Consider the following 24,926-nt stretch of genomic DNA (forward strand, 5'->3'; position numbering starts at 1 on the left):
GTGACACGGTTGCCATGCATCCCGCTGCCAAGGCCAATCCGGCTGATTCGTCTGCGCCAGCACAGCGGTGAACGCTTCACTGCCCTTCTTCGGCTGCCATGTAGGCAGTCTGGTGCCCAGTGAAGCGCACACCATCGAATCCGAAGCAGAACCGCCCCTCTTCGAACGCCCGGTACACCAGCAATGCACCGCTGACGCAGAACGTATCGCTTTCCGCCGACGTCTCCACCCTGCCGTACGTGCGCGCCTCATTCCTGTCCTCCAAGGGACCGGAGAACGCGTCGATCGGCAATGGATACACCGTCCCGTCGCGGCTGTCGATCAGAACGATGGAGCGCTGGAAGTACTCTTTGCGCTCATCCAGCTGGGCCAGGATGAAGTGCTTGTTGAAGTTCGGCGCCTGGGTGCGGATCGCCTGATCGATCTGCGCGCGATGCCCGGCGTCACAGAAGTCCACGGGGCTGTACTGGTAAGCGCATCCGGAGTGTGGGTAGCTCATCACAACGCCGGCATAGGGTGCATTACCGGCAGTTGCAGTTGCCGTGGCCGCTGATGCTGCGGCGGGAACCGGCGCAGCAGTTCCAACGGTCGGTGCAGCCGCTTCAGCAACGGCGCTGGCTGAGCCGGAGCCGGTACACGCTGCCAACAGGCTCATCATGCCCGCGCAGACGGCCATATGCACGTTCCAGACCATGTTCGGACGGCTCACTTCCGGCTCTCCGCAATTTCCATCAATAGCTCCCTCAACCCACGCGTCGAACCTGCATTGGCGCTGTTGGCGGCACCCTCATGGTAGGACAGGTTGCCATCGGACACGTTGTCCTTCTTGGTCTTGTAACCCTTGGGTGCAGCGATCGACGCCCATTCCTTTGCCGCCGCGTACTGTGCATCATCCACGGTCCCGACTCCATCGCGCACGAAGCTCGCAAGAGCACCGCCACCGGCCTTCTCCAGCAGGTACTCGGCAAACACCCGCTCCTGCAGTTCCTCATCATATTTTTCAGCGCCGGTCAGGCCCATCGCGTCCTTGGCCGCGCGCAGCGTCTTGATGATGGTCTGGTACTTGCCGGTCGCGAACATGCGGTTCCGATCGGTACCATCCAACGCATCGGTCGCGAGGATCTGGTCGATGGTCTTGCCGGTCACCGTGCCCGCAGGAGCACGCACGAAGCTGAAACCAACCTTGTCACCCGGTACGTTCTTGGTACCGGTGTTGTACGACTCGTAGCCACCTTCACCGTGGGCAATGATGTCGCCAAGCCGGCGAATGAAGCCGCCGCCACTGACCTTGGTGCCCAGCCCCATGAAATTGCTGATCATCGCCAGTGGATGGAAATGGAACACCTCAAGCGAGGACGGGAAGTCCTTGACTCCCTTGAGTGCGTCCCACCATTGCAGGTTCCGGATGCGCACCTTTTCGCCGGCCCATTCATTGCCCTGCGCGCGCAGCATCAGGGTATCGAGCTCATCCCACTTCTGCATGCCGCCGCCCCACTCGCTCTCATAGCGCGCGATCAGCCTCTGCAGGTAACGGGCCAGCAATGGGTTCTGCTGCGCCTGCTTCAGCTCGGCCGGGGTCAGGTCGCCATCGTTGTTGGAGTCCAGCAGCTGGTAGATCTTGCGATGAAGCGAACTGCCCCTTACCCGGTCGGCACGCATCCTGTGCTCGGCCCGCTCGGCAGGCTGCGACCGGGCCATCTGGAACAACTTCCAGGCCATCAGATCCATCGGGGTCAGCTGTCCCTCTTCGACATACTCAAAACAAGGCCATGCCCAGGGAGACTCCCATCGAGTCGACGGGTGGTCCTTCTGACAGACCCAGCCGCTCGCCTGGTCGGTGGACACCCACCACCACCGGTTGCCCTTGCTGTCGGTGGCCACCGATTTGCCTTCCAGCGCGTCCAGCTCGACCCGAGCCATTACACGGGGCAGCTTGCTTGCAGCGGTCGTCAGATTGTCGGTCCGCAGGGGATAGGCATTCCACGCGGGCACATCGGCAGGCAGTGCGGTTCCCGCCGCGACCGTGGCCAGGCGCGCGCGCTCGACCCACAACTCGTCGGCAAGCTGGACCAGCACTTCACGATCAGGCCAGCCACCCCCCGTCTTCGCATCCTGCGTGCGCTCGCCTTTGCTGCTGATGTACCACCCGGTGAACTGTTCGCCTCCGGCGTATCGCCGGGTCTTCTCGTTGAACTTTCCCAGTGCCTTGCGTGACGCTTGTTTTGCGATGCACTTGTGCACCTTCGCCCATGGCCCCTTCGGGCTGTCAGCGGCAACCACCACCATCGAGCCTGCGGGGAGCGTGGCATCGCTTGCCACCGGCGTGGCCAGCTTCACGCCGGCCTCCAGCACCAGCATGTTGCGTTCGTTCTCAGGCCGGGTGGCGGCATATGCACGGCTGCGTCCGATGAAACCGGGCACATCGCCGCCGCTGAACATCTCCAGGTGCAGCATGCTGCGCATTCCCGGCGAGGGCGATGCCCGCGCCACGCCAAAGGTCTGGTACTCGCCGATCTGGCCGATAACATCGCCAGCCTTCACCGGGAACGGCTTGTCCAGCACCACCACCTGATCCACCGGATCGGGCTTGTCGAACACAGCCTCCATGCGCGACAGGTAAACCCAGCCAGTCTCCGCCCCGGGCTTGACCTGCCCATCGACGGCTTCGGCAGCAATGATCTCGCCTTCGAGCAGCTCACCGATGTGGCCCCACACGCCCCTGCCCACCGCCTTCGTTTCAGTGAAGCGCACGCGCGCCCCCTGGGCCAGCATGCCGAGCAGCTTTCCGTTCGGCTCGGAACGGATGTTCAAACCCCTGCGTCCCTTGATGGCGGGTGCGGCCGGCACGCTTGCCGCCGTCGCCTTGGCATCGTCGGAGGCCGGCATCGATGCACCCGGCGTCGGCAGGCTACCGTAAGGTACCCGCTGTGGCGTGGCCTGCTCTGCGGCCGCCTCCAGCCCGAAACCACGTTGCTCGATGCTGGCCTGATCGCCCGCGCGCCCCTGGCCCCAACCGCCTCCCAGCGGCGACTCGCCCAGGCCGAAGCCGCGATCACTGGAGAACGGAGAACGCGGCAACGCGAACGGGTCAGCCGCCGGCTCCTCCGGCGGTGGCGGTGGCGGTGGTGGCGGTACCTTCTGCGTATCCTCCGCGGCAGAGGCGGTCACACGATAGGTGCTGTCGCCCTTCCAGTACTTCGCACGGGGAATCTTCTCGTCCTGTCGATACCCTCGCCAATCCATCAGATGCATGTACAGGCTGAAAAGGACCAGCGTTTCCGGCTTGCTCTCGGTCCGCTCCGGCGTGGGCTCGGCTTTGGGAACCTCGATCTTCGTGCCCTTCTTCGCGTTCTTGGCCGCCTCGGCCGCTGCTGCCTTCTGCGCCTCCTTGGCATCTGCTGCAGCCTTCTTGTCTTCGGCCTGCATCTTCACCGCGATCGTCGAACGCATCTGCGCTGCGCGGGTCTGCTCTTCAAGATCCGCCGCTTCACTCTCTGGCTGACACGCCTTGAGCTGGGTGCTCTCCGGCAGCACAAGTGTATGTCGCACCAGCGTGAAACCGGTGGAATACAGGGCCTTGAGCTGCTTTTCGCGGAACTGCACCGCTGGATAGGTTGAGTCAAGCTTGTAGGCCACCACTTCGCCGTCAGCAATGCAGCGCACACCACTCTTCTCGCCGAGCTGCGTTGGCCCCTGCGCCAGCTCGCTCGCCGTCCCATCGCCGAAATGGATGCCACCGTGCCAGAGGCTGTTGCCACCCACCGGATAGAACCCGTCCTCCGCACCGCGCATCGCGTGCATGTACGCCGCGACACTCCGCGCCGCTTCGCCGTCCTTCAGCAGGAACGGATATCCGAACGCACCGGAAACGGCCTCGCTGCCGGGGAAATCGAAGGTCGATGGATCAACGGTCTTGTGCAGGCCAAGCTTCCCCGACTGGGCGAACGGGTGCACCTCGAAATGCAGGTGATTGCCCGAGCTCACGCCGCCCGTCATCCCGACCGGCCCCAACGGATCACCCTTCTTGACCTTGTCCCCCACCTTCAGCGGCGAAGCAGCCGACATGTGTGCATACATCGTGTGCACCACCTGTCCGCGGATCATGTGCTCGACGGCGATCGTGTTGCCGTAGCCATTCATCCAACCGGCATAGATCACATGTCCGTCGGCGGCGGCTGGAATCGGCGTGCCCGCAGGCGCGGCCCAGTCCTGTCCTTCGTGGCGCTTCACCGTGCCCAGCGTCGGATGCTTGCGGGCCTGCGACCAGTTGCTGCTTACGCGGAACGGCGGGCCAGGGTTATACGTCGGCATCGTGCTTCTCTATCCTTGATCAAGCCCAATCGGGCGTGCATATCAGCTGCGACTTCTGCGCGTTGTCACCCTGTGGGCCGAGCGTCGGCCTTGCGCCGCCCTGGCTGTGCCCATCATCGGGAAAATCGGACCCCAGCGACTTGCGTGCGCGTGCGCGCGCCTGGTCAAGCGGCAGATCGATCAGGATGCCGATGGGTGTGGGCGCGGTCCCCAGATGGGCGACCACCCTCTCCACCGGCAAGCCATGGAAATCAGCCTTGACGCAGAAGTACGCGATCCCGAACTCCTCATCGCGTTCGCATGGCTCCGGAGCGTGCCGGGCCAGGTAAGGATTGGCGGGCCGACCGGATTCAGCGCTGAGGTACCAGCCTTTCGGCTGGCAGTCGAGCAATCCGTCGAAGAGCGTTTCGGTGCTGTCCGGGTCACCCGGCAGAGGCGCCTGCCCCTGCGCGGCGCGCGCGTCGGCCGCGATCTGCGCGTTGATGGCGGCCTGCGCCGAACGCGGGGCGTTCTCCTGCACGGCATCCTGAGGCGTCACTTTCCCGCACGCAGACAGTGGCAACAGCAGCGTCGCCAGCAGCAGTGGATGCAGCGCGATGTGCGGGTGACGGTAGAGCGGCTTGCTCTGATTCATGGTTCGATGCCTTGTCGAAGAATCCCAGGAGTGATAACGGGGCACGCGCTGGATCACCCCGAGAATCCGGTCAGTCTCCAGCTGGATGTATCGCTCTGGCTCCAGGTCGGCAGTTCGGTCTTGAACTGGGCGGGGCCCAGGAAGGATTTCGTTCCTGCGTGCACGGTGATCACGCCGGGGCATGCGAACGTGATGTTGCCGCCTTCAAGGGTGATACTGGCGCCACCACTGGTTGCGACATGCACCACCTTGCCCGCCTCGACCTCGACCACACCCTGAGCACTGGCAGCCTGCAGCGCTTGCCGGGCCTGAACATGGATTGCATCGGCCTGCGCCTGCACATCCAGCTCGCCCACACCGGCGACAGCGGCCAGCGCGGTACCATCCGCGCCCGCCCCGGTGGAGGCGGTGGCCAGCATGCCCAGTGCCTGCGACGCATGAAGGCGCGCCTGCCCCATCACGGTCATGTCACTGTGGCCGCCACTGGACAACAGCAGCCCTTCACCGCTGGACCACTGCAACGATTGTCCGGCGACCTGCACGACGCCATCCGGCGCGGCCATGCCCAGCAGGGGGTCGCCGCTGTGTGGCACGCGCGTCTCACCAGGCGCGGGATCACGCTTCCTGGCTTGTTCCGTTGCCGGGTCGAATGCCTCGCCGGTCAAGGCCGTGCGGACGCTCTTGAGAATGCCCGGCAGAGGAGACTGATCAGTCATCAATGCGGAGCGCTGCTTGGCCTTGGCCCCCTCCTGCATCGCCAGCGGGCTGGTCACATGCGTGCGCGCAGCCTGGGTGAAGCGCTCGCCCAGCGTCTGCAGCTGGGCCAGCAGCGCTGACGGCTGCACCGCTTCGCCCGCAGGTGCGGATGGCTGATGTCCATAGGCGGTGAACCACGCGCCCGCCGTCGCGCGTACCGCGCCCCACGCATCGCTGCGCAGTTCGAAGCCGGTGCCACGCACGCTGCCGACATAGTTGTCGGCCTGGTGCCGCAGATGGCCCAACGTCAGCTGTGACACCTGTTGGCTGCTGGCCAGCTGCGCGCGCAGCTGCTGGTCGGAGTCATCGAACAGCAGATGGTTGCTGCCTTCACCGCCATCCCATTCGCGCGAGCGGATACCCCATAGTGCACCGCCCTGCCGATGGGCCTGCTCGCCCGCGCCAGCGGCGTGCCACGCTGGCGCCTGGCCACCACTGAGATTGGCCTGCGCGCTGTTGCGTGCATCGCCGGCCTGGCCGTAGGCAGACACGTCGCCCTCACTGCTGGCGCCGGCGGGCGTCGGCGCTACGCCGGCCTCGCCACGCCCGTTGTACAGCGTCCCCAGCACCAATGGCCGATCGATGTCGCCGTCCAGGAACCCGACCAGCACCTCCTGGCCGATGCGCGGCAGGAACTGGCTGCCGACGCCCGGGCCCGCGTAGCGCTGTGCCACGCGCAACCACGCACTGTCGTTGCCCCCCTCACCCTGTCCCTGCTGGAAATGGAAGCGCACGCGCACGCGGCCGTGGCTGTCGGCATGCAGGTCCCTGCTGGCGCCGCCCTGCCCGGCCACCACCACTGCCGTCTGATAGCCCGGCACGGTCGGGCGGGGATTCAGGCGGGCGCCGGTGCCATCCAGCAGCTGCGGCCGCCATGGCGTGCTGCGCTCCACCGCTTCGAACCGGTTGCCATAGCCGACCGCGTCGGCCTGCTGCCACAGCGTCGCGTCCTCGCTTCCGCCAGGCGCGATGCCGAACGCATCTTCAAGGCTGCGCCGCAGATCGGTAGGCAGGTTGTTGATGCCAGCGTGGTCCACCGAAACCAGCAGCAGCTCCGGCGGAGTCGCCCCCGGAGCCTGCTGCAGCCGCAGCCAGCACCCTGATCGCAGGCCGCGCACGGTGCCGTGGCCGCGCCAGCGTCGACTATGTGCTTCGCGCGCCTGCGCCAGCAGCCGGGCGTGGCGCGAAGCGGCGGCACCATCGCTGAAGGCATAGGCACCGACGGGGTCGAAATCCTCGCGCGCCGAGCCGCTGCCACCGCCGTCCATCGGCGACTGACCGGCCAGCGCACGGACCTGGCGATAGTCATCACTCTGCAGGCTGACCGCAGTACTGGAAAGGCTCCGGCACATGCCGATGGCCTGCACGCTGTCGCTGGCTTCGGTGGCATCGCTGCGATGGAAGCGCACGCCGGTGCCGGCACTGGTTGCATCCTCGGGCAGCGCAACGCTGTCGGCGAAGATCTCCATGACATTGCCGCAGGGCGCCTCTTCGTCGGCGTAAAGCCGCCAGCCCAGCCCCTCTTCGGCGAGCAGGCGCTGCAGGAAGTCCAGATCGCTTTCGCGATACTGCACGCAGTAACTGCGCACGCGCCCGCCAAGGAAGTCGTCGACGCCCTCGCCCCAGCGCCAGCGCGCGATGTCGCTGTGTGCCGCCAGGACTGCGTCGACGATGGCGCGGATGTTCTGCTCCTGGAACACACGGCTGTGGCGCGCATGCTGCAGCCACCAGGTCCACGACACCAGGTGCAGACGGTAGCGCACCAGCCCGCCATCACCCCCGATCCGCGCGGCATCGGCCACCAGGCCACTGCGCTGCGATTGGCCACCGTCAGCGAGCTGCGTGATCAGCGTTGCGCGTGTTGCAGGCACTGCGTCCAGTGCAGCGCCTGCGTCGGTGGAAAGCACGTCCACTTCGGTCCACGCGTGCTCGCCCAGGGCATCGCGTCCACGCCAGCGCTCCACGGTGCATGCCGCGAATGCCTCGGACTGCAAGCGATACAGACGCTGGGCATCGCCGAGGCCAGCGAGCTGCGTCATCAGGTTGTTCAGCTGATCCATGCCATATCCAGAGTGAAAGACGCCCAATTCACAGGCACCTTGCGTCGGTTTCCAGCCGCCAAATCTACCAGATCGGGATGTTCGTCAAAATGACGGCGCGACATGCGGCGATGAACTGTGGCATTTGTCACACAATCGGCGCCATATCGTATTCAGCCAGAGCGGGTGGTCATGATCCAGTAACTGCATTCACGTTCAACGGCTAGAATCGACCTCCAGTCCCCAACGAGACCTGCCATGCTGGATCAGGAAGCCCTGCTGGCCCCGATTTCGGACCACGCCCCGACCGGTGAAGACCTGTCGTTCTCGGCCGAGTTCGATCGGATCATTGAAAACCGTCGTGCCGACGACCCGACCCTGGACCAGGGTGCCTGGCAGACCGACATCAAGTACGCCGACTGGACCAGTGTGCTGCGTGATGCCACCGACCTGCTGCAGGCCCGCACCAAGGACCTGCGCCTGGCCGGCTGGCTCAGCGAAGCCGCCACCCAGCTGGAGGGATTCCAGGGCCTGGCGGCGGGCTACCGGGTCACCGCCGGCCTGTGCGACCGGTTCTGGGACGACGTCCACCCGCAGGCGCCGGACGGCGACTTCGAGGAGCGTATCGGCAACCTCAGCTGGCTGCTGACCAATTCACTGCAGTGGCTGCGCGCAGTACCGATCGTCGCCGCGCCGCAGGGCCGCTTCAGCCTGGCCGACTTCGAGCACGCCCATGCCCGCGCCAACAGTGGCGAGGATGATGACGGCCGGCCGGGCCTGGATATCCTCAATGCCGCCCGCCGCGATACCCAGCACGGGTTCTATCGCCAGTTGGCCGACGACCTGCCGGACTGCAGCCAGGCCCTGGCCGAGCTGCAGGCGGCGGTCGACAACCGGCTCGGCCTGGACGGCCCCAGCTTCAGCGCGGTTCGCGAGCAGCTCGAGCATCTGCAGCGTACCGTGCTGCGCTTCGCGCGCGAGGCAGGGGTACTGCTCGATGGTGAGACCGGGCCGGCAGAGGACACGCTCAGCGGCGCCGGCTTCGCCGAGGACGCACCCGCTTTCGATACCGCCCCGGCCACGTCCGTCCCCCGTGGTGCATCCGGTGCGCCAGGCTCGCGCAAGGAGGCCCTGCAGCAGCTGCGCCAGGTAGCGGAGTTCTTCCGTCGCACCGAGCCGCACAGCCCGGTGGCCTACCTGGCCGAAAAGGCCGCGCGCTGGGGCGAGATGCCGCTGCACGTCTGGCTCAAGCGGGTCATCAAGGACCACGGCACGCTGGAGCAGATGGAAGAGATGCTGGACGTCAATCCGGAAGACTGAGCATTTCCGGGCGCAGGACGGAGAGCGGGCATCGCCCGCTCTCCGCCGTACTTACTGGATCTTGAACTCGATACGACGGTTGCGTGCACGACCATCGTTGCTGGTGTTGTCCGCCACCGGCTCGTCAGGCCCCTTGCCCAGCACATCCATGTGGCTGCCCGGGATCCCCTTGGACATCATGTAGTTCTTCACCGCCAGCGCGCGCGCATGGCTCAGCGTCAGATTGGATTCGCGCTGACCGACATTGTCGGTATGGCCGATGATCAGGAAGCGACTGTCCGGCATCTGCGCCATCTTGGCCACCATCTCATCAAGGATGCTCATGCCGAACGGCGTGAGACGGGCGCTGCCACTCTGGAACTCGATGATGCGGTTGGCCAGGGTCTGGTCCAGCACGTTCTGCTGCGAACCCACCTTCAGTGCGTTGGTGACCGTATAGCTGGTGTTGCTGGCAAGGCTCAGGTCACTGGCGACCTGCTGGCGCAGGGCCTCGTTGCCGACCTCACCACTGATCTTCACTGCCTGGCCGTTCACTTCCAGCTTGCCCGGTGATACCCGTTTCAGGCCGGGATTGATCATGCCGGACACGTAATCGCCCCAGTTCGGCGGGGTGGCGATGGTCTCGACCTGGACGCGGTCTACCACACGGTCGGCACCGTAGACCGCGCGCAGGTTGTTGAGCAGCTTGGCCTTGGTCGCCTGGTCAGGCACCACGCCTTCGATCACCACCGGGCGTTCCGCGGTCGCCTGGGCTGCTGCCGGCGTGTTCTGCGCCGACAGGGGCGCGGCAGCCAGCAGCAGCGGCAGCACGAGAGAGAGAGAATTGCACAGGCGCATCGTCAGGTTCCCAGGAAAGTCTCGCCGAACAGCTTGCGTGCGGTGGCCAGGGCCAGGTCGTCACGATCAAGGAAGCTGCCGAAGCGGTTGAGGTTGTAGTCGCCGCGCATGTAGTCATCCACCCATTCGGAGTGCTGGATGCGGATCAGGAAGTCACCGGCCTCGGCCGGATCCAGCACCGCGCGCAGCACCTGGCGGTCGGCGCCGTTGAAGCCGACGATCATGCTCGGCGCGGCGTCATTGCGGATCAGCACGGCCAGTTCGAAGTCGCCGCGGGCGACGAAACTGGACAGCAGGTCGAGCCAGAACGCCGCCACCAGCGGGCGATAGGCCGGATCGCGCACCAGCGGGAACACCAGTGCCTTGTCGATGTTGACGTCACCGCCACTGAGCACCGGCTGCAACAGCAGGCCCAGTGCCGGCAGCACCTGGCGCAGTGCTACATCGCCGTGGCCGGAATCGCGCAGGCGCTGTTCGAGATCGGCCACCGTGGTGCTTTCCAGGAAATCCTGGAAGCTGCCGTTGTAATCACCGGGGTCGGTGCTGATGCTGAAACGGGCATCGGCCAGCTGCGCCAGTGCCTGTGCGGCGTCACTGTCCTGGTAGGCCTGGCGGGCCAGACGCGCCAGGCCTGACCATGCGTTGGACATCGCCAGCGGACTGCGCCCGATGAAGGGCAGCGGCTCCGGCGCATCCAGGCGCAGCGCCGACAACAGCGGGAAGCGTCGCTCGGACGCGTCGCGACTGGCCAGGAAGTGACCGCACAGCACCATCTTGCTGCGCGAACCGAGGAACGCGTAGTGGATTTCCGGCGCTTCGTCATAGCGCTGTTTCCAGTCAGGGCTCTGGCTCAGCAGTTCCAGACTCTCGCCGGCCCAGCGGTCCAGCCAGCCGAGCAACTGGTGGTTTTCGGCCGCGCGGACGAAATCGCCACGCGACGGCACCTTGCCGAAGTAAGACACCCCGGCGCTGACGACTCGGCTCATCGGGCACCTCCAGTGACCGGTGCCGGTGCCGGTGCTGCAGGCGCGGCTGCCGGTGCCGGAGCGACCGGCGTACCACCGGCCACACGTTCGGGCAGCTGCAGCCCCCGCTGCCAGTCGCCGCCGCCTTCGGCACCACCGCTGCCTGCACGGCGCACGATGCGCATTTCCACCGTCACCCCCACGCCATTGCCGTTCCAGGTGATGCGGCTGGAGTCGTCCAGGCGCTCGTACTCGCCTTCAGCCATCAAGCGGTTGAAGCCGTTGGCGCCAGGTGCACTGAACACCTCCACCGTGCGGCCATCGCCGGTCACCGCGGTGATTTTCACACCCGGTACCTGGCCGGCATTGGGGTACTGCATGGTGGTCCACTGCGGCGGCGTATTGCGGTAGCGCAGGACCTGGCCATCAATCTCGATGGTGTACTCCAGCGCTCCGGCCGCCGGCGCCGGCAGGATCTCGAAGATGGTGGTGTCCTGCGCCGCACCGGCCGCCGAACCACTCACCCAGTTGCCGTAATTTGCCACCAGTTCGGCCGACAGGTTCACCCCCTGCCCGGCCCAGCGGCGGGTCTCCAGCAACGGACCGCGCTGGATCACCAGGGTGCCCAACGCCTCCTTGTTGAAGGCGGCGATGCTGCCGTTGGCGCCGAAGATGCCGGCGATGTCGCTCGGTGCGGCGTCGACATCGGAGTTGAGGTTGAACGGGTACTGCTGGCCGATGCGCGCCTTGAACGGATCGTAGACCTGCGCCTTCCAGGTCTTGTTCACCTCGTCCTCGGTCGGTGCGATCAGCGTGCTGAAGGTCTGGGTCAGCGGCCGCAGCAGCAGCGGACGCAGTGCCTCGCGCTGCTTCTCGTCCAGCCCGGTCAGCACCTGCTCGTCCACCAGTGCAAGGCCTACGCTCAGTTCCGAACCCTCGTTGCTGAAGGTGTCCTGCATCAGCTTGCGGGTACCAACGCCGATTTCGCCCTGGCTCTTGATCGCGTTCAGGCGCGCACGCAGCTTGGCCAGTGTTTCGAAGTAAGCGGTGATGACCGCAGGCTGGTCACCGCGTTCGCTGGTCAGCCGCGCGATCCCCTCGAAGGCCTTGCCGATCGGGCCGACCGGCTGCGCCGCTGCCGCTGCTGCCGGGTCCTTGCGCAGGATGGTGCGCTGGAACCAGGCCACAAAACCCTTGCGCGCCTTGCTGGAGCGCGCCAGCGCCTGCGGGTTGTCCCACACGGTCTCCTCGTTGATGCGCTCCAGCAGCACGCGCAGCGGCGAGTTGCTGGCGTCGCCCAGCTTGTTGATGCGGCCGACAGCCTCATCGAAGGTACTGAACTCGGCCACGCTCAGGCCCTGCAGGAACTTGGTCCACTCGCGGGCGTAGTCGTTCTTGTACATGTTCACCAGCTCGCGCGAGACATGCTCCGGGCTGCCGGCCAGCGACAGGTCGCTCTGCTCGGTCGTACCCAGCACCCAGTCGGTGGTGCTCAGCTGGGTATTGGCGGCCTCCTTGATCGCATCCTGCACGTACTCTTCCCACGCCTTGCGCGAGAAGGCGCCGGAGATGGCGTAGTTGCCGTTGATCATCCGGCCATTGCGCTCGACACCGATCAGGTTGTCGACCGTAGTGGTGGTGAAGCGCGCACCGGCACGGGCCTTGATCTGCGCATACACGCGTTCCATCGCAGGCTGGCCCTTCATCACCTGGCCCAACGCCTGGCGCGTGTCGGAGACCAGGGTCACCTTGTTCTGTACCTGCGGCCAGCTCGGCTTGCCCGCCTGCGCCACGTAGAACGTCATCAGCTTCTCGGCCGCGCGGACCATTTCCTCGCGGCTCATCTGGCCGCGGTTGGCCTCCAGCCAGGTACGCCAGAACAGGGTCAGCTGCTGTGACAGGTGCGCGCCTTCCACGTACTTGGGATTGCCCAGCATCAGGTAGGTCTTGAGCGCGTTGTAGGCATCGTTGGTGCTGGTCGGCGAGGCATTCTGGTACAGCACTTCGCTCTCGGCGGCAGTACTGTTGCCCTGCCCCAGCTTGTCGCGCTCGGCAACCACCTGGCCCAGGTAGTTCTCCAGGTTCGACACGGTGGGCGCCAGCATCACCTGCTGCATGCCGTGGTTGTACTCACGCAGCAGCTTCTCGCGGATCGCCGTGCCCTGGTAGAGGCCCAGATGGGTGGTGATGCCGCCTTCGCTCCCGTACCGGTCCAGCTGCTCCATGCGATCCTGCAGCAGCAGGAGCGCGTCGATGCGCGACTTCAGGTCCATGCGATCCTTCTGTACGCGCACGGCCTGGTCCAGGTCCTTGGTCGCATTGGCTACCAGCTGCGCGTTGGTCGTATACGACCAGGTCCACAGGCCCAGCGCCAACGCCAGCACGCCCACCGCGCCGAGGAACACGCCATAGCGCAGGCGGTTCTGGTGGGGGCTGGAGTACTGCCGCACCAGTTCCTTGTCGGCAAAGATCACCTTGCGGAACAGGTCCTTGAGGAAGAACGCGGTATGGCCGGTCGGCGCCTCATCGACATTGGAGCCGCGCTCCAGGCTGAACTGGCGGCCGACGCGCTCGGAAGCATGGTGTACCGAGCGTCCTTCCTGCAGCGCGCTGGAGAAGTAGAAGCCGCGGAACACCGGCTTGAACTGGTATGGATTGTCTTCAAACAGCGTGGCGATGAACGTGCGCAGCGCCGGCTTGATGCCGACGAACTCCAGCGGCAATGACAGCAGGCCCGGCGACACTTCACGGCCACGCTGCATTGCCATGTGGGTCAGGCTCATCTCCTTGATGCCTTCGGCCAGCTCGTCGAAGTGGCTGTCGAAGGCAGCCAGCGCATCGCCCTGCTGCTGCACGTCGAACGGCAACGTCGCCCCCCACACATGCTCGCGTTCGCCCGGGTCGAGGTTGCGGAAGAACTCGCTGAAACCGGCAATCAGGTCGGCTTTGGTGAACAGCACGTACACCGGCGCGAACACTTCCAGGCGCTCGGTGATCTCCTGCACGCGCTGGCGCAGGTTCTTGGCCAGCTCGATCGCGAACTCCGGCTTGCTGCCCGAGAGCTCGGCCAGGCTGGCGGCGATGATCACGCCGTTGATCGGCGCGCGTGGGCGGTTCTTCTTCAGCAGACCGAGGAAGGTCAGCCATTCCATGCGGTCATCGACACTCACCGAGTAACGGCCGGCGGTATCGAGCACGATGCCGTTGGTGGTGAAGTACCAGTCACAGTTGCGGGTGCCGCCGATGCCCTGCACCACGTTGCCGCGGTTGTCCTCGAAAGGGAACTGCAGCCCGGAGTTGAGGATGGCCGTGCTCTTGCCCGCCGCGGGATTACCGATGATCACGTACCACGGCAGTTCGTAGAGCGCCGCGTTGCCTTTCAGCATGCCCATCCGGGAAGACTTGATCTGCTTGACCGCATCCAGCATGCGGGTCCGCAGCGCCTCGGTGTCGGCCCGCTGCGCCGGCTGCGACGAGGCCACCGCCTTGTCTGCCTCGTCCTTGACCATCGCCTCCACGCGCTTGGCCGCGCGACGGGCGAGAATCCGCTTGATGCCCCAGACCAGCAGCGCCAGCAGCAACAGGCCCGCCAGCACCACGGCCACCCAGATGCCTATCTGCCGCGCCTCGGCTTCACCGTAGTGGGCCAGCGCCGCGGCACCGACCAGGCCGATCACCATCCACAGACGGTAATCGCGCAGGTAGTAGCTGAAATTGCTCAAACTCATGCAGGGATCCAGGGGTCAGGTGGCCGACGGCACGTCGGCCGGCAGCGTCGGGGAAGGAAGAGGGTCGACCAGGCCGAACAAGCGCTGCTGGTTGTCGGCGACGCCGAGCAGCAATACCGGCTCGGCCTGGCGTTGAAGTTGTGCGTGGGCCAATGCCAGCTGGGCAACCGGGAGCACCGGCCCCAGTTCGCCGGCACTGACGGCCAGCGCCAGGCTCTGCGGACTGAAATCGAGATCGGGCGCCAATGTCGCGGCGATGGCTGCGGCATCGACCATCAGATCGCCGCGGTGATCGGCATCGTGCAGCACGAACTGCGGCTGCACCGGGTCCTGGCAAAGCGACGCGTGCCAATTCGTGGCCAACGCCGCCAACTGACGGCGCTGCTCAGCCGGACGCTGGCCTTCGATCTGCTCGGCACGCACCAGCTGCGGGCGCCACAGGCGGCCAGCCCCCTCATGCGCCAGCGCCGCGCTGGACAGCAGCACGCCGGCAGCGCCTTCGCCCGGCACCCGGCCATCGGGATTCTGCGCGGTGGCCAGCACCCCGGACGCCTGCCAGGCCGCGACAACGGCGGAATCGATGGAGGATGAGGCCGCCAGTACCAGATGCCAGCGCGGCTGGTCCGTCGCCAGCGCATCGATCATCCGCTGCAGATGCGGCCATACCTCGCGCGCGCCATCGAGCATGGTGATGCGTGCATCGAAGCGGCGTGCATCCAGGCCCGACCGGCGCGCCTGGTCCAGCAGCCATTCCTGCGCCCAGTGGCGCAACGGATCGGACCAGCTGCCGGACACCAGCAGTTCGATGGTGAGCACGTTCTCCACGCGCTGTTCGTCGCGACGACGCAGGCCGGCCACCACCACTTCTTCAGAGGCCACCACTTCCGGCAGCGTGGTGAACACCGTTTCCAGCAGTTCTTCCAGCACAGGGCGCAGAAGCGCCAGCGCGCGCCGCTCATGCGCCGCCGTATCGATGCCATCCTGCCGCACCTGCACCACCTCGAACTCATCCAGGTCCTTGGCCGCGCTCATCCGTACCGGCAGGTTGTAGTTGTCACGGAAGCGGCCATCCAGCGATGGGCGCGGCGGCACGGCAGCCATGGCCAGCAGTGACGGGGCATCCAGGTCGATGCCCAACCGCAGGGTGCCGGCGAGCAGCGCGACCGAAGGTGGGGCCACGGACGCCGGAGTGCCCGCCTCATGGTTTGCACTTCCTGCCCTGCCGTCATCAGGCGCGGCCCTGTCCAGCGCAGACGCTGCGCCACGTTGCAGCGCACCGCGCAGCATGAAACCGGCGCTGCTCAGCCCAACAGGCAGCAGGCCCAGGTAGGCCAGCATCTGCATGCCGGTCGGTACCGTGCCGCTGTTGCGCCAGTAGAGAATCGTTGCGCCCCAGGTAGCGATGAACACCATCACCACCGACGCTGCCTTGCCCAGCCATCCTGCCATCAGTTGCCCTGCTCCATGCCCTGCTCCCGTCGACCGCGCCGCTCAGCGCAGGCCGGTAGCGGCCTGCGACGCCACCAGTGTCGCACCGCAACCGGTACGATCTCCGTCACGCGCCACCGGCTGGCCGTCGATCAAGACGGTCGCATCGCCGCTGACGATCGTGGTCGCCCCATGCAGAGCGCACACCGCGCGGTCACCGACGCGCGCCACCGGCTTGCCATTGATGTCGGTCTCGCCGGTACCTGCCACCACGCTGCCACCGTGGCTGAGCTTGTCACCGACGACAATAAATGGTCGTGCCATCCATCATGCTCCTTGATCCTGTTTGACCTGGCGCTCCATCGCCTCCTGCTCCCCGGCGACCCAGTTCATCGCCCTAACGATACCAGTACCGCCCTGTGGTTATCACCCTTGGCGTGACAGCTCCTCGCGCTTGGCAGCACGCGCTGCGCGGCAGCGCGACGTCATTTCCACGTGAACGTAGTCCTTGATGCTGCGCCAGTTGCCGCCCCAGTCCAGCCCCGCCTGTTGGGCCAGCTCGCCGTACAGGAAGTAGCCCCGCTTGGTCCATTCGTCATTCATGTCCCACTGCAGCTTGCCATCACGGATCGGGGCGCTGTCCACGCCCAGGCCATACTGGTGGCAGCTCTGCCACGCACCGGCGCGGGTGGCCTTGCCGCCGGCCATCAACTCAGCCTGCCGCTCCGGACTGCGATAGCCCTCGATCAACACCATTTCGTACCCGTACTGGCGCCGCATCACCTCGTAAATGGCCAGCACACGCTGCTGCAGATCGGGATCGATCTGGTTCCACTTGCGGTCCGCCGTCACAATTTCAGGCCGCAGACGGCGCACCTCAGCGGTGGTGAATACCTCCGGCGGCGGCGGCGGTGGCGGCGCCAGGCGTTCGCCCCGCAACAACTGCGCCACCATCGAACTGGATTCGGCCAGATCATCGCCGCGAAAGTCCTCCAGCACCACCGTCTGGCGTGTGACCAATATCACAGTTGGAGGAATCAGCAGGACGGCTGCAGCAATCGCCAGGATCGGCCAATGGCGTCGGATCGCGCCATGCGCCGCACCCGCCTCTTCACGAACCCCACTCCGCACCCGGGTAACGCCGTGACCGACCTTGTCGCCCATCCGCCCCGCCTTGCGGCGGAATCCGCCCAGCCGGCGCGCCAACGCCTGGCGCAACGCCTCGACCGTCTCGGGGAACAACAACACCCAGCACACAAGTGCCACAAGCAGCACGACGGCAATGGCGGCAACCACGATTGGCAACACTGGTCCTCCCTGACACGCGATCTGGTTGACGCCCCCCACCGCTTTCACTAAGAATGCGGAAATTCGCTTCGGCAGTGGTTGCCGACTCAAACCAAGGGCTGGAAGCACTTGAATAATGGCGGAATCAACCGGCCAAGTCTGCTCTCAGGGGGAGCGCAGAACAAAGGCCAGGCCCCCAATGCGGGCCGTATTCTGGCAGACATGGAGGGCCGGCAGGCAACCGCCTCCCCTCGTGCTGCGCGCGTATCGTCTGGCGGCAGCCGTCGCCTCGGGCTGTGGCTGGGCATCGGTGCCGCCGTGGTCGCCATTGCCGGGCTTGCGGCGTGGGGCCTGTCCGGCAGTGCCGGTTATCCCGAGCCCAGCGAGTATTCGCTGACCCCCGATCCGGATCCGGCTCAGGCAACAGGACACCCGGATGTTCCCGCCACGTCGTCGCGCGACGGTGCGGCCATGATCGTGGATGCGCCGCCTGCGGTGGGCGAGCCTGCGCTGCCTGCACCTGCAGAGAACGCAGCGCCCGCTCCGGCTGATGCAGCCGCCGCAACCGCAGCACCCGCCGCAGCAACAACGGGCACCGGTGCACGCAGCACGGCGACGGCATCACGCAGCGCGCGTGACGCGGCGCGGGCCGGCAGCCAGGGCAAGGGAGATGAAAACCTGCTCGGCACCCTGCTCGGCATCATCAAGGAAGAAGACAAGGCCAAGGCCAAGACGAAGGCCAACGCCCAGCCGCAGAGCATGGACGACCTGATCGCGCAGATCGAAGCCGACCAGCGCAAGCGTGCCGAGGACGAGCGTGCCGCCTTCGAGCGCGTGGCCAGCAAGAAGTCCGCGTCGACCGAATCGAACATCCAGGCACAGCTGCGCAGCTGCCCCAGCCCGACCTCACTGAAGGGCGTGGATTGCCGCCGACGGATCTGCGCAGCGGTGAGCGGCAAGGATCCGGCCTGCCCGGCGATGTAAGGTGCTTCTGCAGGGTCGAGCCATGCTCGACCCAGCTTTCCCCGTAGACGCTTCCCGGTCCGCACACGCTGCGGCCGTGCAGCTCCACAACCACCACCTGCTTGGTCAGGTACCGTCCGTTGCCCGCAGCAGCTGCTGCCGCACCTCGTCGTTGCGGGCCTTCGCTGCAGCTATCGAGTCCTTCCAGAAGCGCTCCATCTCCTCCGCGCGCCCTCCTGCATGATCGACCCGCCCGTACACAAGTGGGGCGCGGAGTGGCGGCGCACCAGCAGAAGCCGCCGCCCTGCCCCTGACGATGGATGCCGGCCAGACGGGCTTCCGGCACAGCTTCATCGCCAGGAAGCGGAACAGCGCCCAGGGCAAGGTGAGCGGCATCGCGATCCACATCAGCCCTGAGCCGGCCGAAGACACATGAATGATGAATGCATTGCGGAAGCTCGGTACCACCGAGGTGTATAGCTGCAATGGCGGGAACGGAAGTGCGGAACGGCCCTCTTCCATGAAACGCCGGATCATTTCCCAGTGGGCGAGAACGATGGCGGGGTTCGAGCCGCAATCCGACCCTACTGCGAAAGTGTGGACAACCTGATCGCCGCGGATCACCAGTCCTCTGAGGTCGTACGTGTAGCCCTCGCCGGGCCCCGTCGGCTTGTCCCTTCCGATGATGAAGTGGACATCCGCCCAGGGCGCCGACACCACCTTGTTGCGACCACCCGTGAAGACGTGCACCTGACGCGTAGTGCGATCAAAGCGGATGGGGTAGTACCTGTAACGCAGAACATCTCGTAAGAGCAGCTTCCAGAGAATGAACCCCAAGAACGCAATAACGAGGGTGATCAAGCCTGCGATTGCATACGCCTCACTCGATTCGAGCGGCCCAGCCCGATCAACCAGCGACGTAGTTGCGTGCAGCATCGCAATGACAAACAACAGCCCCAGCGTGATGAAGACGCTCGCCCCCATCAGCGCCCAACCCCGATACAAGAAATGGCGATCAACAAAATCGATGCAATCGTCATCAATGGCGATGATTCCTTTATCGATCGGCGCAAACGTGGATGAGTCGAAATTGCGCACATCGGCAGCCTTTTCGTACCCAGTTAGGGGACGATTGTTGCGATACCGCTGGGCAAGCCAGCCAGCAAACTGGCTCATCGCCTATCTCCCATGTGCATGAAGGCGAAGTCGCAGCTGAACGGCACCCGCTGCTCCGCTCTGTGTTGATCGACAATCATCCTGACGAGCGCTCGATCATGTAGATGATGCATCGGCCTGCTCCTGTGCCATGACGTCCGCCTCGACCAGACTAAATGGGTCATCCGCATCAACCGCACACTCTTCCTCTACCCACTGCGGCCAAACAGGCATGCGGCAGGATCGCAGGACCAGCCACCGGCAGAACACCAGGGGCAACAGCAGCGGCATCAGGATGAATCTGGCACTGAGCATGGCTGGCCCAAGGCTGGCCACCACAAACAGATAGCAGTTGCGCAATGAAGGCACCACGGACAGGTTCATCTGCCGACCGTCGATAGTGTCGACCACTTCCGCAGGACCGTCCTCCATGTAGCGACGAAGGAACTCCCAGATCGCCCGTATCTTCAGCTCGTCATCGAAGTAGTGGCCGACAGCGAAGGTCCGCTTGACGACGTGATCCTCAATGATGCTGCAACGCAGATCACGCAGGAACTCCTCGCTGGTTCCTCGCCCGATGTAGAACACGGCCTCATCCCAGCGAACGGATACGGCCCCCTCCTTCCCGCCGGTGAAGAAGCAGACCGTGCGGTTACGCCGATTGAACCTCGTCGGGTACCAGACGTAGGTGAAGAACTCGTATCGAAGGGTGATTTGCCAGAACAGTACGGGGGCGCCGATCACGCACGCAGCCACCATCGCATACATCACCCAGTCCCAGCCGTCTCCCTCCAGGTTGGGGATGACCAGAGTGAAGAGAAGAAAGAAGCCGAGCAGGAACAGCCCCAACGTGCCAAGCAGAACCACGGTGGTCGACACCATGCCGCGCAGCCGGAAACGACGATCGATCAGATCGATATAGGTCGAGTTGAAGCGGACCAGGCAGGCGCGCTCGGCAGGCGCTACGGGTTGCACTGCATGCACATCCAAACGCGACGCGCTTTCCTTGGCAGAGAGCGCACGCCCCACGGAAAATTCCCGCATCCATCCGGTATACATCCGACCTCCTGTCACGTCACCTTGGGGAGGATGACATGGAATGTGATTACTCGGGGGGTCAGAGCCGTCAGAGCGAGACATATGTCGCATCGCACCGCCGCTCGGTACGGATGCGCCGGCTGGGCGAGCGCGTTAGCATGCGACACTCGGTCAAAGGAATTTCCCATGTCTAGGTTTTTGCCCCCGACTGCGGCGCTCTTGGTCATCCTGCTGTTCGCTACGTCCACATACACCCTGGGGAAAGAACCGTCTCCCGAGGCAAAGCGTGGCTCCGGTGAAGCTACGCAACAAAAGATAATGGCGGACCTGGTGCCAATCAAGGGAGGCTCGTTTCTCATGGGCGATTTCGGCCCCGTGCACAACGAGGACAAGCTGCCCTACAGCGGCGCCATGAATGATGACGTCCTCCGCAAGATCACCTTGGACGATTTTTCGATCATGGCTCACAAGGTATCGATTGAGGACTTTGATGCTTTCACGGACGCGACTGGTCGCCCGAGGGTGGGTACTTCCGATCTCGACGCTAGGCGATATCGCGCCGATTCCAAAGCGGCAGCTGGAGTGAGCTGGCAGGATGCTGTTGACTTCTGCGCTTGGGCTGGAAAGAAGTCAGGCATAAAGCTCACGCTTCCGACCGAGGCTCAGTGGGAGTTTGCGGCTCGATCGGGTGGCAAAATGGTTGTGTTCGCTACTGATACAGGCACCATCGATGATGGTCGCAATGTGGCGACTTATTCCCAGTACCGAAACGGTAGCGGGACCGCTTTGGGGAAGTTCCCTCCCAATCCGGCCGGACTGTACGACATGACAGACCACGGCTATGAGTGGGTACAGGACTGGTACGAGGAAAACTATACTGGCGGAGACACCAAAAACCCTCTTGGCCCGAGGAAAGGAACGGAGAAGGTGATTCGAGGAAGCGATAGTCACGGCGGTGATTCACTTGTGTTCACTGCCATGACGTTTGCGAGAGACCATCGCCCGCCGAATCCTCCAAAGTTTAGAGACACCGATGGGAGTGAGATCGATTCCAATCAAAACGGGAGCCACGGATTCCGCTGCGCCACTCAGGATTGAGAAATTCCGCTGAGCTGATTAGAAGGGCGGCGAAGAATCGCCGCCCTGCGGCTGTCATGCAAGCATTGTTTGATCATGTCGATCCAGCCACAAGCCTTATGGGTCCATCATCGCGAACGTCGGCACCTCGGCGCCGTCTAAGACAGCCAACTGTACCGGATCATCAATCGGGAAATCATTGTTCAACGAGTAGCCATAGTCGAGGAAGCGTACAACATCGCCTTCCGCCTTGCCTGCATCGGGCCTGGGTTTTCCATCGATCGTCATACGCTGCATGACGTTCAACCACTGGAGTTCACACGCCGCGGCCGTCCTCGGTCTGCTGCCGGTAGGTCACCTCGGACGGAATGGCAACGAAGCGATTGTCGTAGGACCCGCTCGCGACCAAAACCGGGTTTGGACCAAGAATCTGTAGTGCACCGAGCGACAGAAAAATCCGCGAGCTACCACGGAGTCGGGCAAAAAAATCGCGTCCACCGCGACATGCGTATCGAACAGATGGGCAGAGTGTCACAAACTGGATAGGACCACCTGTAGCGCGACGAACGAAGTCTTCCTGCCGCGACGGGGCACTCACTTAGCACGTCTCATCCGCTGCTAGTATGCAGTGCTGGGCCAAAGGAAACCTTCATGCCTATGCTTTCACTTCGGACAGCTATCCTGCTAGCCATCCTGCCGCTTACCACCTCCGCCTGCGCCAAGGAGGAAGGAGCTGGCCAGGTGAAGCACGATTCCGGCGCAGCTACGCAGCAAAAGATCATATCGGACCTGGTGCCGATCAGGGGCGGCTCGTTCCTCATGGGCGATTTCGGCCCCGTGCACAACGAGGACAAGCTGCCCTACAGCGGCGCCATGAATGATGACGTCCTCCGCAAGATCACCTTGGACGATTTTTCGATCATGGCTCACAAGGTATCGATTGAGGACTTTGATGCTTTCACGGACGCGACTGGTCGCCCGAGGGTAGGCAGTTCGAAGATTGACGCGACGCTTTATCGCGCCGACTCCAAGGCCGCTGCCGGAGTGAGCTGGCAGGACGCTGTTGATTTCTGCGCTTGGGCTGGAAAGAAGGCAGGCCGGAAGCTGGTGCTGCCCACGGAAGCGCAGTGGGAGTTCGCCGCACGGTCTGGCGGTAAAATGGTTATTTTTGCGACCGATACGGGCATCATTGATGATGGCCGGAACGTAGCAACTTATTCGCAGTACGATGACGGAGTCGGGACCGCTTTAGGCAAATTTCCTCCAAATCCTGCTGGACTTTACGACATGACAGACCATGGCTTCGAATGGGTGCAGGATTGGTATGAGGAGAATTACTCCGGCGGTGACACTCGGAATCCTACAGGCCCCAAGAATGGCGCTGAGAGAGTCTTGCGCGGAAGCAGCAAACGCGGCGGCGATTCTCTCGTGCACACCTCAATGACTTTTGCACGTGATCACCGACCTCCGAATCCTGAGAAGAGCAGAGACCCCAATGGTGAAGTGATCGATGTCAATCAGAATCGAACCTTTGGATTCCGCTGCGCCACTCAGGACTGAGCGCCGAGTACTCTTGTAGCAGGCGGGCGGCAGAGTGCGGCCGCTCGTCTGCATTCATGCAAGCATTGTCTGATCGTCCCGGTCCAGCCAGAGCCCTGGGGGATCCATCATTGCAAACGTCGGCGACTCAGTGCCGTCCAGCGCAGCCAATTGGACTGGATCGTCGATACTCATGATCCGGGCCACTTCATACCCCTTCGGGAACTCACTGAGCAGCTTCGAGCGCTTCTCGAGGAACGATTTCAGATACGAATTCCCCACATCTCCGACCTTGTCACGGGAGTGCTTGTTCATCGTCTCGAACACGTTGCCGCGCCCCTGGTTCGGGCTCTCGGCGCTGGGCTCCACGCCGGCCCAGGCCGCCGGCAACGGCCAGTGTCAGTGAGCCCTGCGTCATCCAGTTCAGCGCCACGCCGCTGGCCAGGGTGGTGTGGGTGCCGCTCACCCAGACCTGGTCGGCTGGGGTCAGGCTCAGCACACCGGCCACGCCACTGCCCAGCAGCACCGGCGCACTCCAGCCGGGCGCTTCGCCATCGCCGCCGGCGATACTGCCTGCGGCACTGCCGCTGTGGGTGGCGCGCAGCGCCTCCTGCAGTTCGGTCAGGGTGGCGTCCACCGGCAGCGCATTGATCCCTCAACCGTGTTGTTGGCGGCTGTCATGCCGGGGACGGTGATCGAGTTCTGGCGACGGCACGCTCTTTTCGGTGTTGTTCCGGAGGCATGTGTGTAGGCTGGCGCTTGCGCGGCCCTGCACAGCCCCCCTCTACATGCCCCCTCTACATGCCCCCGCCCCCGGGCCCCGCCATTGATCGAAGCTCAACGATGGCAAGGCTGAAACAAGGGTTCACTCAAAGATTCGCCCAACGCTGCTAACATCTGCACACACCAAGAAGGAGCTGAATGTGCGTAGTTATCGACTGTGGCCCATTGGGATTCTCGCCCTCCTTCCCCTTGCCCCTAGCGCATGCGCTGGTAAACCCGCCAACAGCGCCCACCAAGCTCAAGAGCGCGAACATGCAGGCGCAAGTCTTCAGGAGCAGATCATCCAGGACCTGGTTCGAATGAAGGGTGGAACCTTTCTAATGGGTGACTTTGGTCCAGTACACAATGCCGATAAGCTTCCTTACAGCGGTGAGACCAACGACGATGTTCTTCGCAAGATCACGCTGAGTGACTTCTCGATAACTGCTCACAAGATATCGGTTGAACAGTACGATGCGTTCTCCGATAGCACCGGACAACCCCGGATCGGAACTTCCGAGATCGATGCAGGCCTCTATCGAAAGGACGTAAAGGCGTCAGCGGGGGTGAGCTGGACTCAGGCACAAGAATTCTGCGCTTGGCTGGGAAGCAAGACGGGGAAGCGAGCCGCACTTCCAACCGAGGCAGAATGGGAGTATGCCGCACGCTCAGGCGGGAAGATGGAAATTTATGCGACTGACAACGGTCGGATCGACGATGGTCGAAATGTGGCCAGCTTCGATCAGAACATGGATGGAAGTGGTGTTGCTCTGGGCAAGTATCCACCCAATCCCGCAGGACTTTACGACATGATCGATCACGGCCATGAATGGGTTCAGGACTGGTATGAAGCCAGCTATACGGGAAAGGACCTACGCGACCCGCAAGGTCCAAAGAGTGGGAGCGAAAAGGTCATTCGCAGCAGCACCAACCAAGGTGGGGATTCACTCGCACTTGTGTCGATGACGTTCACGCGTGCGTCCCGCGCGCCTGATATGGCCGCGCGGAAGGATCCCAAAGGCAGGGACATTGAGGCCAATCAGAACTATGGATATGGGTTCCGATGCGTAGTTCACGATTGAGCATG

At 64.1% G+C, this 24,926-nt stretch carries 20 protein-coding genes; 5 read left to right on the plus strand and 15 right to left on the minus strand.

From position 1 onward, the window contains the following. Positions 1 to 76: 76 nt before the first annotated feature. The 4 genes from LMF57_RS11675 to LMF57_RS11690 form a co-directional block, all read right to left on the minus strand. The gene (locus tag LMF57_RS11675) at positions 77 to 709 is read right to left on the minus strand and encodes a hypothetical protein (RefSeq protein WP_205420706.1); all 633 of its coding nucleotides are present in this window, start codon (positions 707 to 709) and stop codon (positions 77 to 79) included. Further along, the gene (locus tag LMF57_RS11680; protein ID WP_229289897.1) at positions 706 to 4,230 is read right to left on the minus strand and encodes a M23 family metallopeptidase; all 3,525 of its coding nucleotides are present in this window, start codon (positions 4,228 to 4,230) and stop codon (positions 706 to 708) included. The genes LMF57_RS11675 and LMF57_RS11680 overlap by 4 nt, the downstream gene beginning before the upstream one ends. Positions 4,231 to 4,330: 100 nt before the next feature. Next, positions 4,331 to 4,945: a hypothetical protein gene (locus tag LMF57_RS11685; protein ID WP_229289898.1), complete on the minus strand. Its 615-nt coding sequence runs from the start codon at positions 4,943 to 4,945 to the stop codon at positions 4,331 to 4,333. 53 nt (positions 4,946 to 4,998) lie between these two features. Next, positions 4,999 to 7,761 (minus strand): type VI secretion system Vgr family protein, encoded by a 2,763-nt coding sequence (locus tag LMF57_RS11690; RefSeq protein ID WP_229289899.1) that lies wholly within the window; start codon positions 7,759 to 7,761, stop codon positions 4,999 to 5,001. A gap of 237 nt (positions 7,762 to 7,998) precedes the next feature. On the opposite strand from LMF57_RS11690, the gene tssA reads away from it, so the two are divergent. Next, positions 7,999 to 9,060: a type VI secretion system protein TssA gene (gene tssA, locus LMF57_RS11695; protein WP_208082473.1), complete on the plus strand. Its 1,062-nt coding sequence runs from the start codon at positions 7,999 to 8,001 to the stop codon at positions 9,058 to 9,060. Between the two features lie 51 nt (positions 9,061 to 9,111). On the opposite strand, the gene LMF57_RS11700 is transcribed toward tssA, so the two are convergent. From LMF57_RS11700 to LMF57_RS11725, 6 genes are all read right to left on the minus strand, one after another. Further along, the gene (locus tag LMF57_RS11700) at positions 9,112 to 9,897 is read right to left on the minus strand and encodes an OmpA family protein (protein ID WP_205420707.1); all 786 of its coding nucleotides are present in this window, start codon (positions 9,895 to 9,897) and stop codon (positions 9,112 to 9,114) included. A 2-nt stretch (positions 9,898 to 9,899) separates the two neighbouring features. Then, positions 9,900 to 10,883: a type VI secretion system-associated protein TagF gene (gene tagF / locus LMF57_RS11705; protein ID WP_117310644.1), complete on the minus strand. Its 984-nt coding sequence runs from the start codon at positions 10,881 to 10,883 to the stop codon at positions 9,900 to 9,902. Further along, complete coding sequence (gene tssM, locus LMF57_RS11710) at positions 10,880 to 14,590, minus strand: type VI secretion system membrane subunit TssM (RefSeq protein WP_229289900.1); 3,711 nt, start codon at positions 14,588 to 14,590, stop codon at positions 10,880 to 10,882. The genes tagF and tssM overlap by 4 nt, the downstream gene beginning before the upstream one ends. 15 nt (positions 14,591 to 14,605) lie before the next feature. Then, a complete protein-coding gene (locus LMF57_RS11715; RefSeq protein ID WP_229289901.1) occupies positions 14,606 to 16,039 on the minus strand; it encodes a hypothetical protein in 1,434 nt (477 codons plus the stop codon). A gap of 42 nt (positions 16,040 to 16,081) precedes the next feature. Then, positions 16,082 to 16,342: a PAAR domain-containing protein gene (locus LMF57_RS11720; RefSeq protein WP_208082475.1), complete on the minus strand. Its 261-nt coding sequence runs from the start codon at positions 16,340 to 16,342 to the stop codon at positions 16,082 to 16,084. A gap of 102 nt (positions 16,343 to 16,444) precedes the next feature. Next, positions 16,445 to 17,314, minus strand: coding sequence for a M15 family metallopeptidase (locus tag LMF57_RS11725; protein ID WP_229291389.1), 870 nt, complete (start codon positions 17,312 to 17,314; stop codon positions 16,445 to 16,447). A gap of 213 nt (positions 17,315 to 17,527) precedes the next feature. Between LMF57_RS11725 and LMF57_RS11730 the strand changes: the two genes are divergently transcribed. Beyond that, positions 17,528 to 18,289, plus strand: coding sequence for a hypothetical protein (locus LMF57_RS11730; protein WP_229289902.1), 762 nt, complete (start codon positions 17,528 to 17,530; stop codon positions 18,287 to 18,289). A 105-nt stretch (positions 18,290 to 18,394) separates the two neighbouring features. Here the strand turns inward: LMF57_RS11730 and LMF57_RS11735 are convergent, their stop codons facing one another. Both LMF57_RS11735 and LMF57_RS11740 read right to left on the minus strand, forming a co-directional pair. After that, positions 18,395 to 19,444 (minus strand): DUF6708 domain-containing protein, encoded by a 1,050-nt coding sequence (locus LMF57_RS11735; protein ID WP_229289903.1) that lies wholly within the window; start codon positions 19,442 to 19,444, stop codon positions 18,395 to 18,397. A 96-nt stretch (positions 19,445 to 19,540) separates the two neighbouring features. Continuing rightward, complete coding sequence (locus LMF57_RS11740; RefSeq protein WP_229289904.1) at positions 19,541 to 20,482, minus strand: DUF6708 domain-containing protein; 942 nt, start codon at positions 20,480 to 20,482, stop codon at positions 19,541 to 19,543. A 165-nt stretch (positions 20,483 to 20,647) separates the two neighbouring features. Here LMF57_RS11740 and LMF57_RS11745 point away from each other — a divergent pair, with 165 nt between their 5' ends. Further along, positions 20,648 to 21,559, plus strand: coding sequence for an SUMF1/EgtB/PvdO family nonheme iron enzyme (locus LMF57_RS11745; RefSeq protein ID WP_229289905.1), 912 nt, complete (start codon positions 20,648 to 20,650; stop codon positions 21,557 to 21,559). 96 nt (positions 21,560 to 21,655) lie between these two features. Here the strand turns inward: LMF57_RS11745 and LMF57_RS11750 are convergent, their stop codons facing one another. Continuing rightward, on the minus strand, positions 21,656 to 21,835 hold the full coding sequence (locus LMF57_RS11750; protein ID WP_229289906.1) for a hypothetical protein: 180 nt from the start codon (positions 21,833 to 21,835) through the stop codon (positions 21,656 to 21,658). 354 nt (positions 21,836 to 22,189) lie between these two features. Here LMF57_RS11750 and LMF57_RS11755 point away from each other — a divergent pair, with 354 nt between their 5' ends. Then, a complete protein-coding gene (locus LMF57_RS11755; protein WP_229289907.1) occupies positions 22,190 to 23,098 on the plus strand; it encodes an SUMF1/EgtB/PvdO family nonheme iron enzyme in 909 nt (302 codons plus the stop codon). A 54-nt stretch (positions 23,099 to 23,152) separates the two neighbouring features. On the opposite strand, the gene LMF57_RS11760 is transcribed toward LMF57_RS11755, so the two are convergent. Continuing rightward, positions 23,153 to 23,392, minus strand: coding sequence for a hypothetical protein (locus tag LMF57_RS11760; protein WP_229289908.1), 240 nt, complete (start codon positions 23,390 to 23,392; stop codon positions 23,153 to 23,155). Then, positions 23,373 to 23,714, minus strand: a complete 342-nt coding sequence (locus tag LMF57_RS11765) for a DUF2345 domain-containing protein (RefSeq protein ID WP_229289909.1) — start codon at positions 23,712 to 23,714, stop codon at positions 23,373 to 23,375. The genes LMF57_RS11760 and LMF57_RS11765 overlap by 20 nt, the downstream gene beginning before the upstream one ends. Before the next feature lie 445 nt (positions 23,715 to 24,159). On the opposite strand from LMF57_RS11765, the gene LMF57_RS11770 reads away from it, so the two are divergent. Next, positions 24,160 to 24,921: an SUMF1/EgtB/PvdO family nonheme iron enzyme gene (locus LMF57_RS11770; protein ID WP_208082485.1), complete on the plus strand. Its 762-nt coding sequence runs from the start codon at positions 24,160 to 24,162 to the stop codon at positions 24,919 to 24,921. The last annotated feature ends 5 nt before the right edge of the window (positions 24,922 to 24,926 follow it).

The sequence above is a fragment of the Stenotrophomonas sp. SI-NJAU-1 genome, from assembly GCF_020883215.1.
Lineage (GTDB): Bacteria > Pseudomonadota > Gammaproteobacteria > Xanthomonadales > Xanthomonadaceae > Stenotrophomonas > Stenotrophomonas indicatrix.

What these genes read in the sequence shown, in the direction of transcription:
- LMF57_RS11685 (WP_229289898.1), bottom strand. Translation starts at nt 4,945, where the DNA reads ATGAATCAGAGCAAGCCGCTCTACCGTCACCCGCACATCGCGCTGCAT.
- LMF57_RS11690 (WP_229289899.1), bottom strand. Translation starts at nt 7,761, where the DNA reads ATGGATCAGCTGAACAACCTGATGACGCAGCTCGCTGGCCTCGGCGAT.
- tssA (WP_208082473.1), top strand. Translation starts at nt 7,999, where the DNA reads ATGCTGGATCAGGAAGCCCTGCTGGCCCCGATTTCGGACCACGCCCCG.
- LMF57_RS11700 (WP_205420707.1), bottom strand. Translation starts at nt 9,897, where the DNA reads ATGCGCCTGTGCAATTCTCTCTCTCTCGTGCTGCCGCTGCTGCTGGCT.
- tagF (WP_117310644.1), bottom strand. Translation starts at nt 10,883, where the DNA reads ATGAGCCGAGTCGTCAGCGCCGGGGTGTCTTACTTCGGCAAGGTGCCG.
- tssM (WP_229289900.1), bottom strand. Translation starts at nt 14,590, where the DNA reads ATGAGTTTGAGCAATTTCAGCTACTACCTGCGCGATTACCGTCTGTGG.
- LMF57_RS11715 (WP_229289901.1), bottom strand. Translation starts at nt 16,039, where the DNA reads ATGGCAGGATGGCTGGGCAAGGCAGCGTCGGTGGTGATGGTGTTCATC.
- LMF57_RS11720 (WP_208082475.1), bottom strand. Translation starts at nt 16,342, where the DNA reads ATGGCACGACCATTTATTGTCGTCGGTGACAAGCTCAGCCACGGTGGC.
- LMF57_RS11730 (WP_229289902.1), top strand. Translation starts at nt 17,528, where the DNA reads ATGGAGGGCCGGCAGGCAACCGCCTCCCCTCGTGCTGCGCGCGTATCG.
- LMF57_RS11735 (WP_229289903.1), bottom strand. Translation starts at nt 19,444, where the DNA reads ATGAGCCAGTTTGCTGGCTGGCTTGCCCAGCGGTATCGCAACAATCGT.
- LMF57_RS11740 (WP_229289904.1), bottom strand. Translation starts at nt 20,482, where the DNA reads ATGTATACCGGATGGATGCGGGAATTTTCCGTGGGGCGTGCGCTCTCT.
- LMF57_RS11745 (WP_229289905.1), top strand. Translation starts at nt 20,648, where the DNA reads ATGTCTAGGTTTTTGCCCCCGACTGCGGCGCTCTTGGTCATCCTGCTG.
- LMF57_RS11750 (WP_229289906.1), bottom strand. Translation starts at nt 21,835, where the DNA reads ATGCAGCGTATGACGATCGATGGAAAACCCAGGCCCGATGCAGGCAAG.
- LMF57_RS11755 (WP_229289907.1), top strand. Translation starts at nt 22,190, where the DNA reads ATGCCTATGCTTTCACTTCGGACAGCTATCCTGCTAGCCATCCTGCCG.
- LMF57_RS11760 (WP_229289908.1), bottom strand. Translation starts at nt 23,392, where the DNA reads ATGAACAAGCACTCCCGTGACAAGGTCGGAGATGTGGGGAATTCGTAT.
- LMF57_RS11770 (WP_208082485.1), top strand. Translation starts at nt 24,160, where the DNA reads ATGAAGGGTGGAACCTTTCTAATGGGTGACTTTGGTCCAGTACACAAT.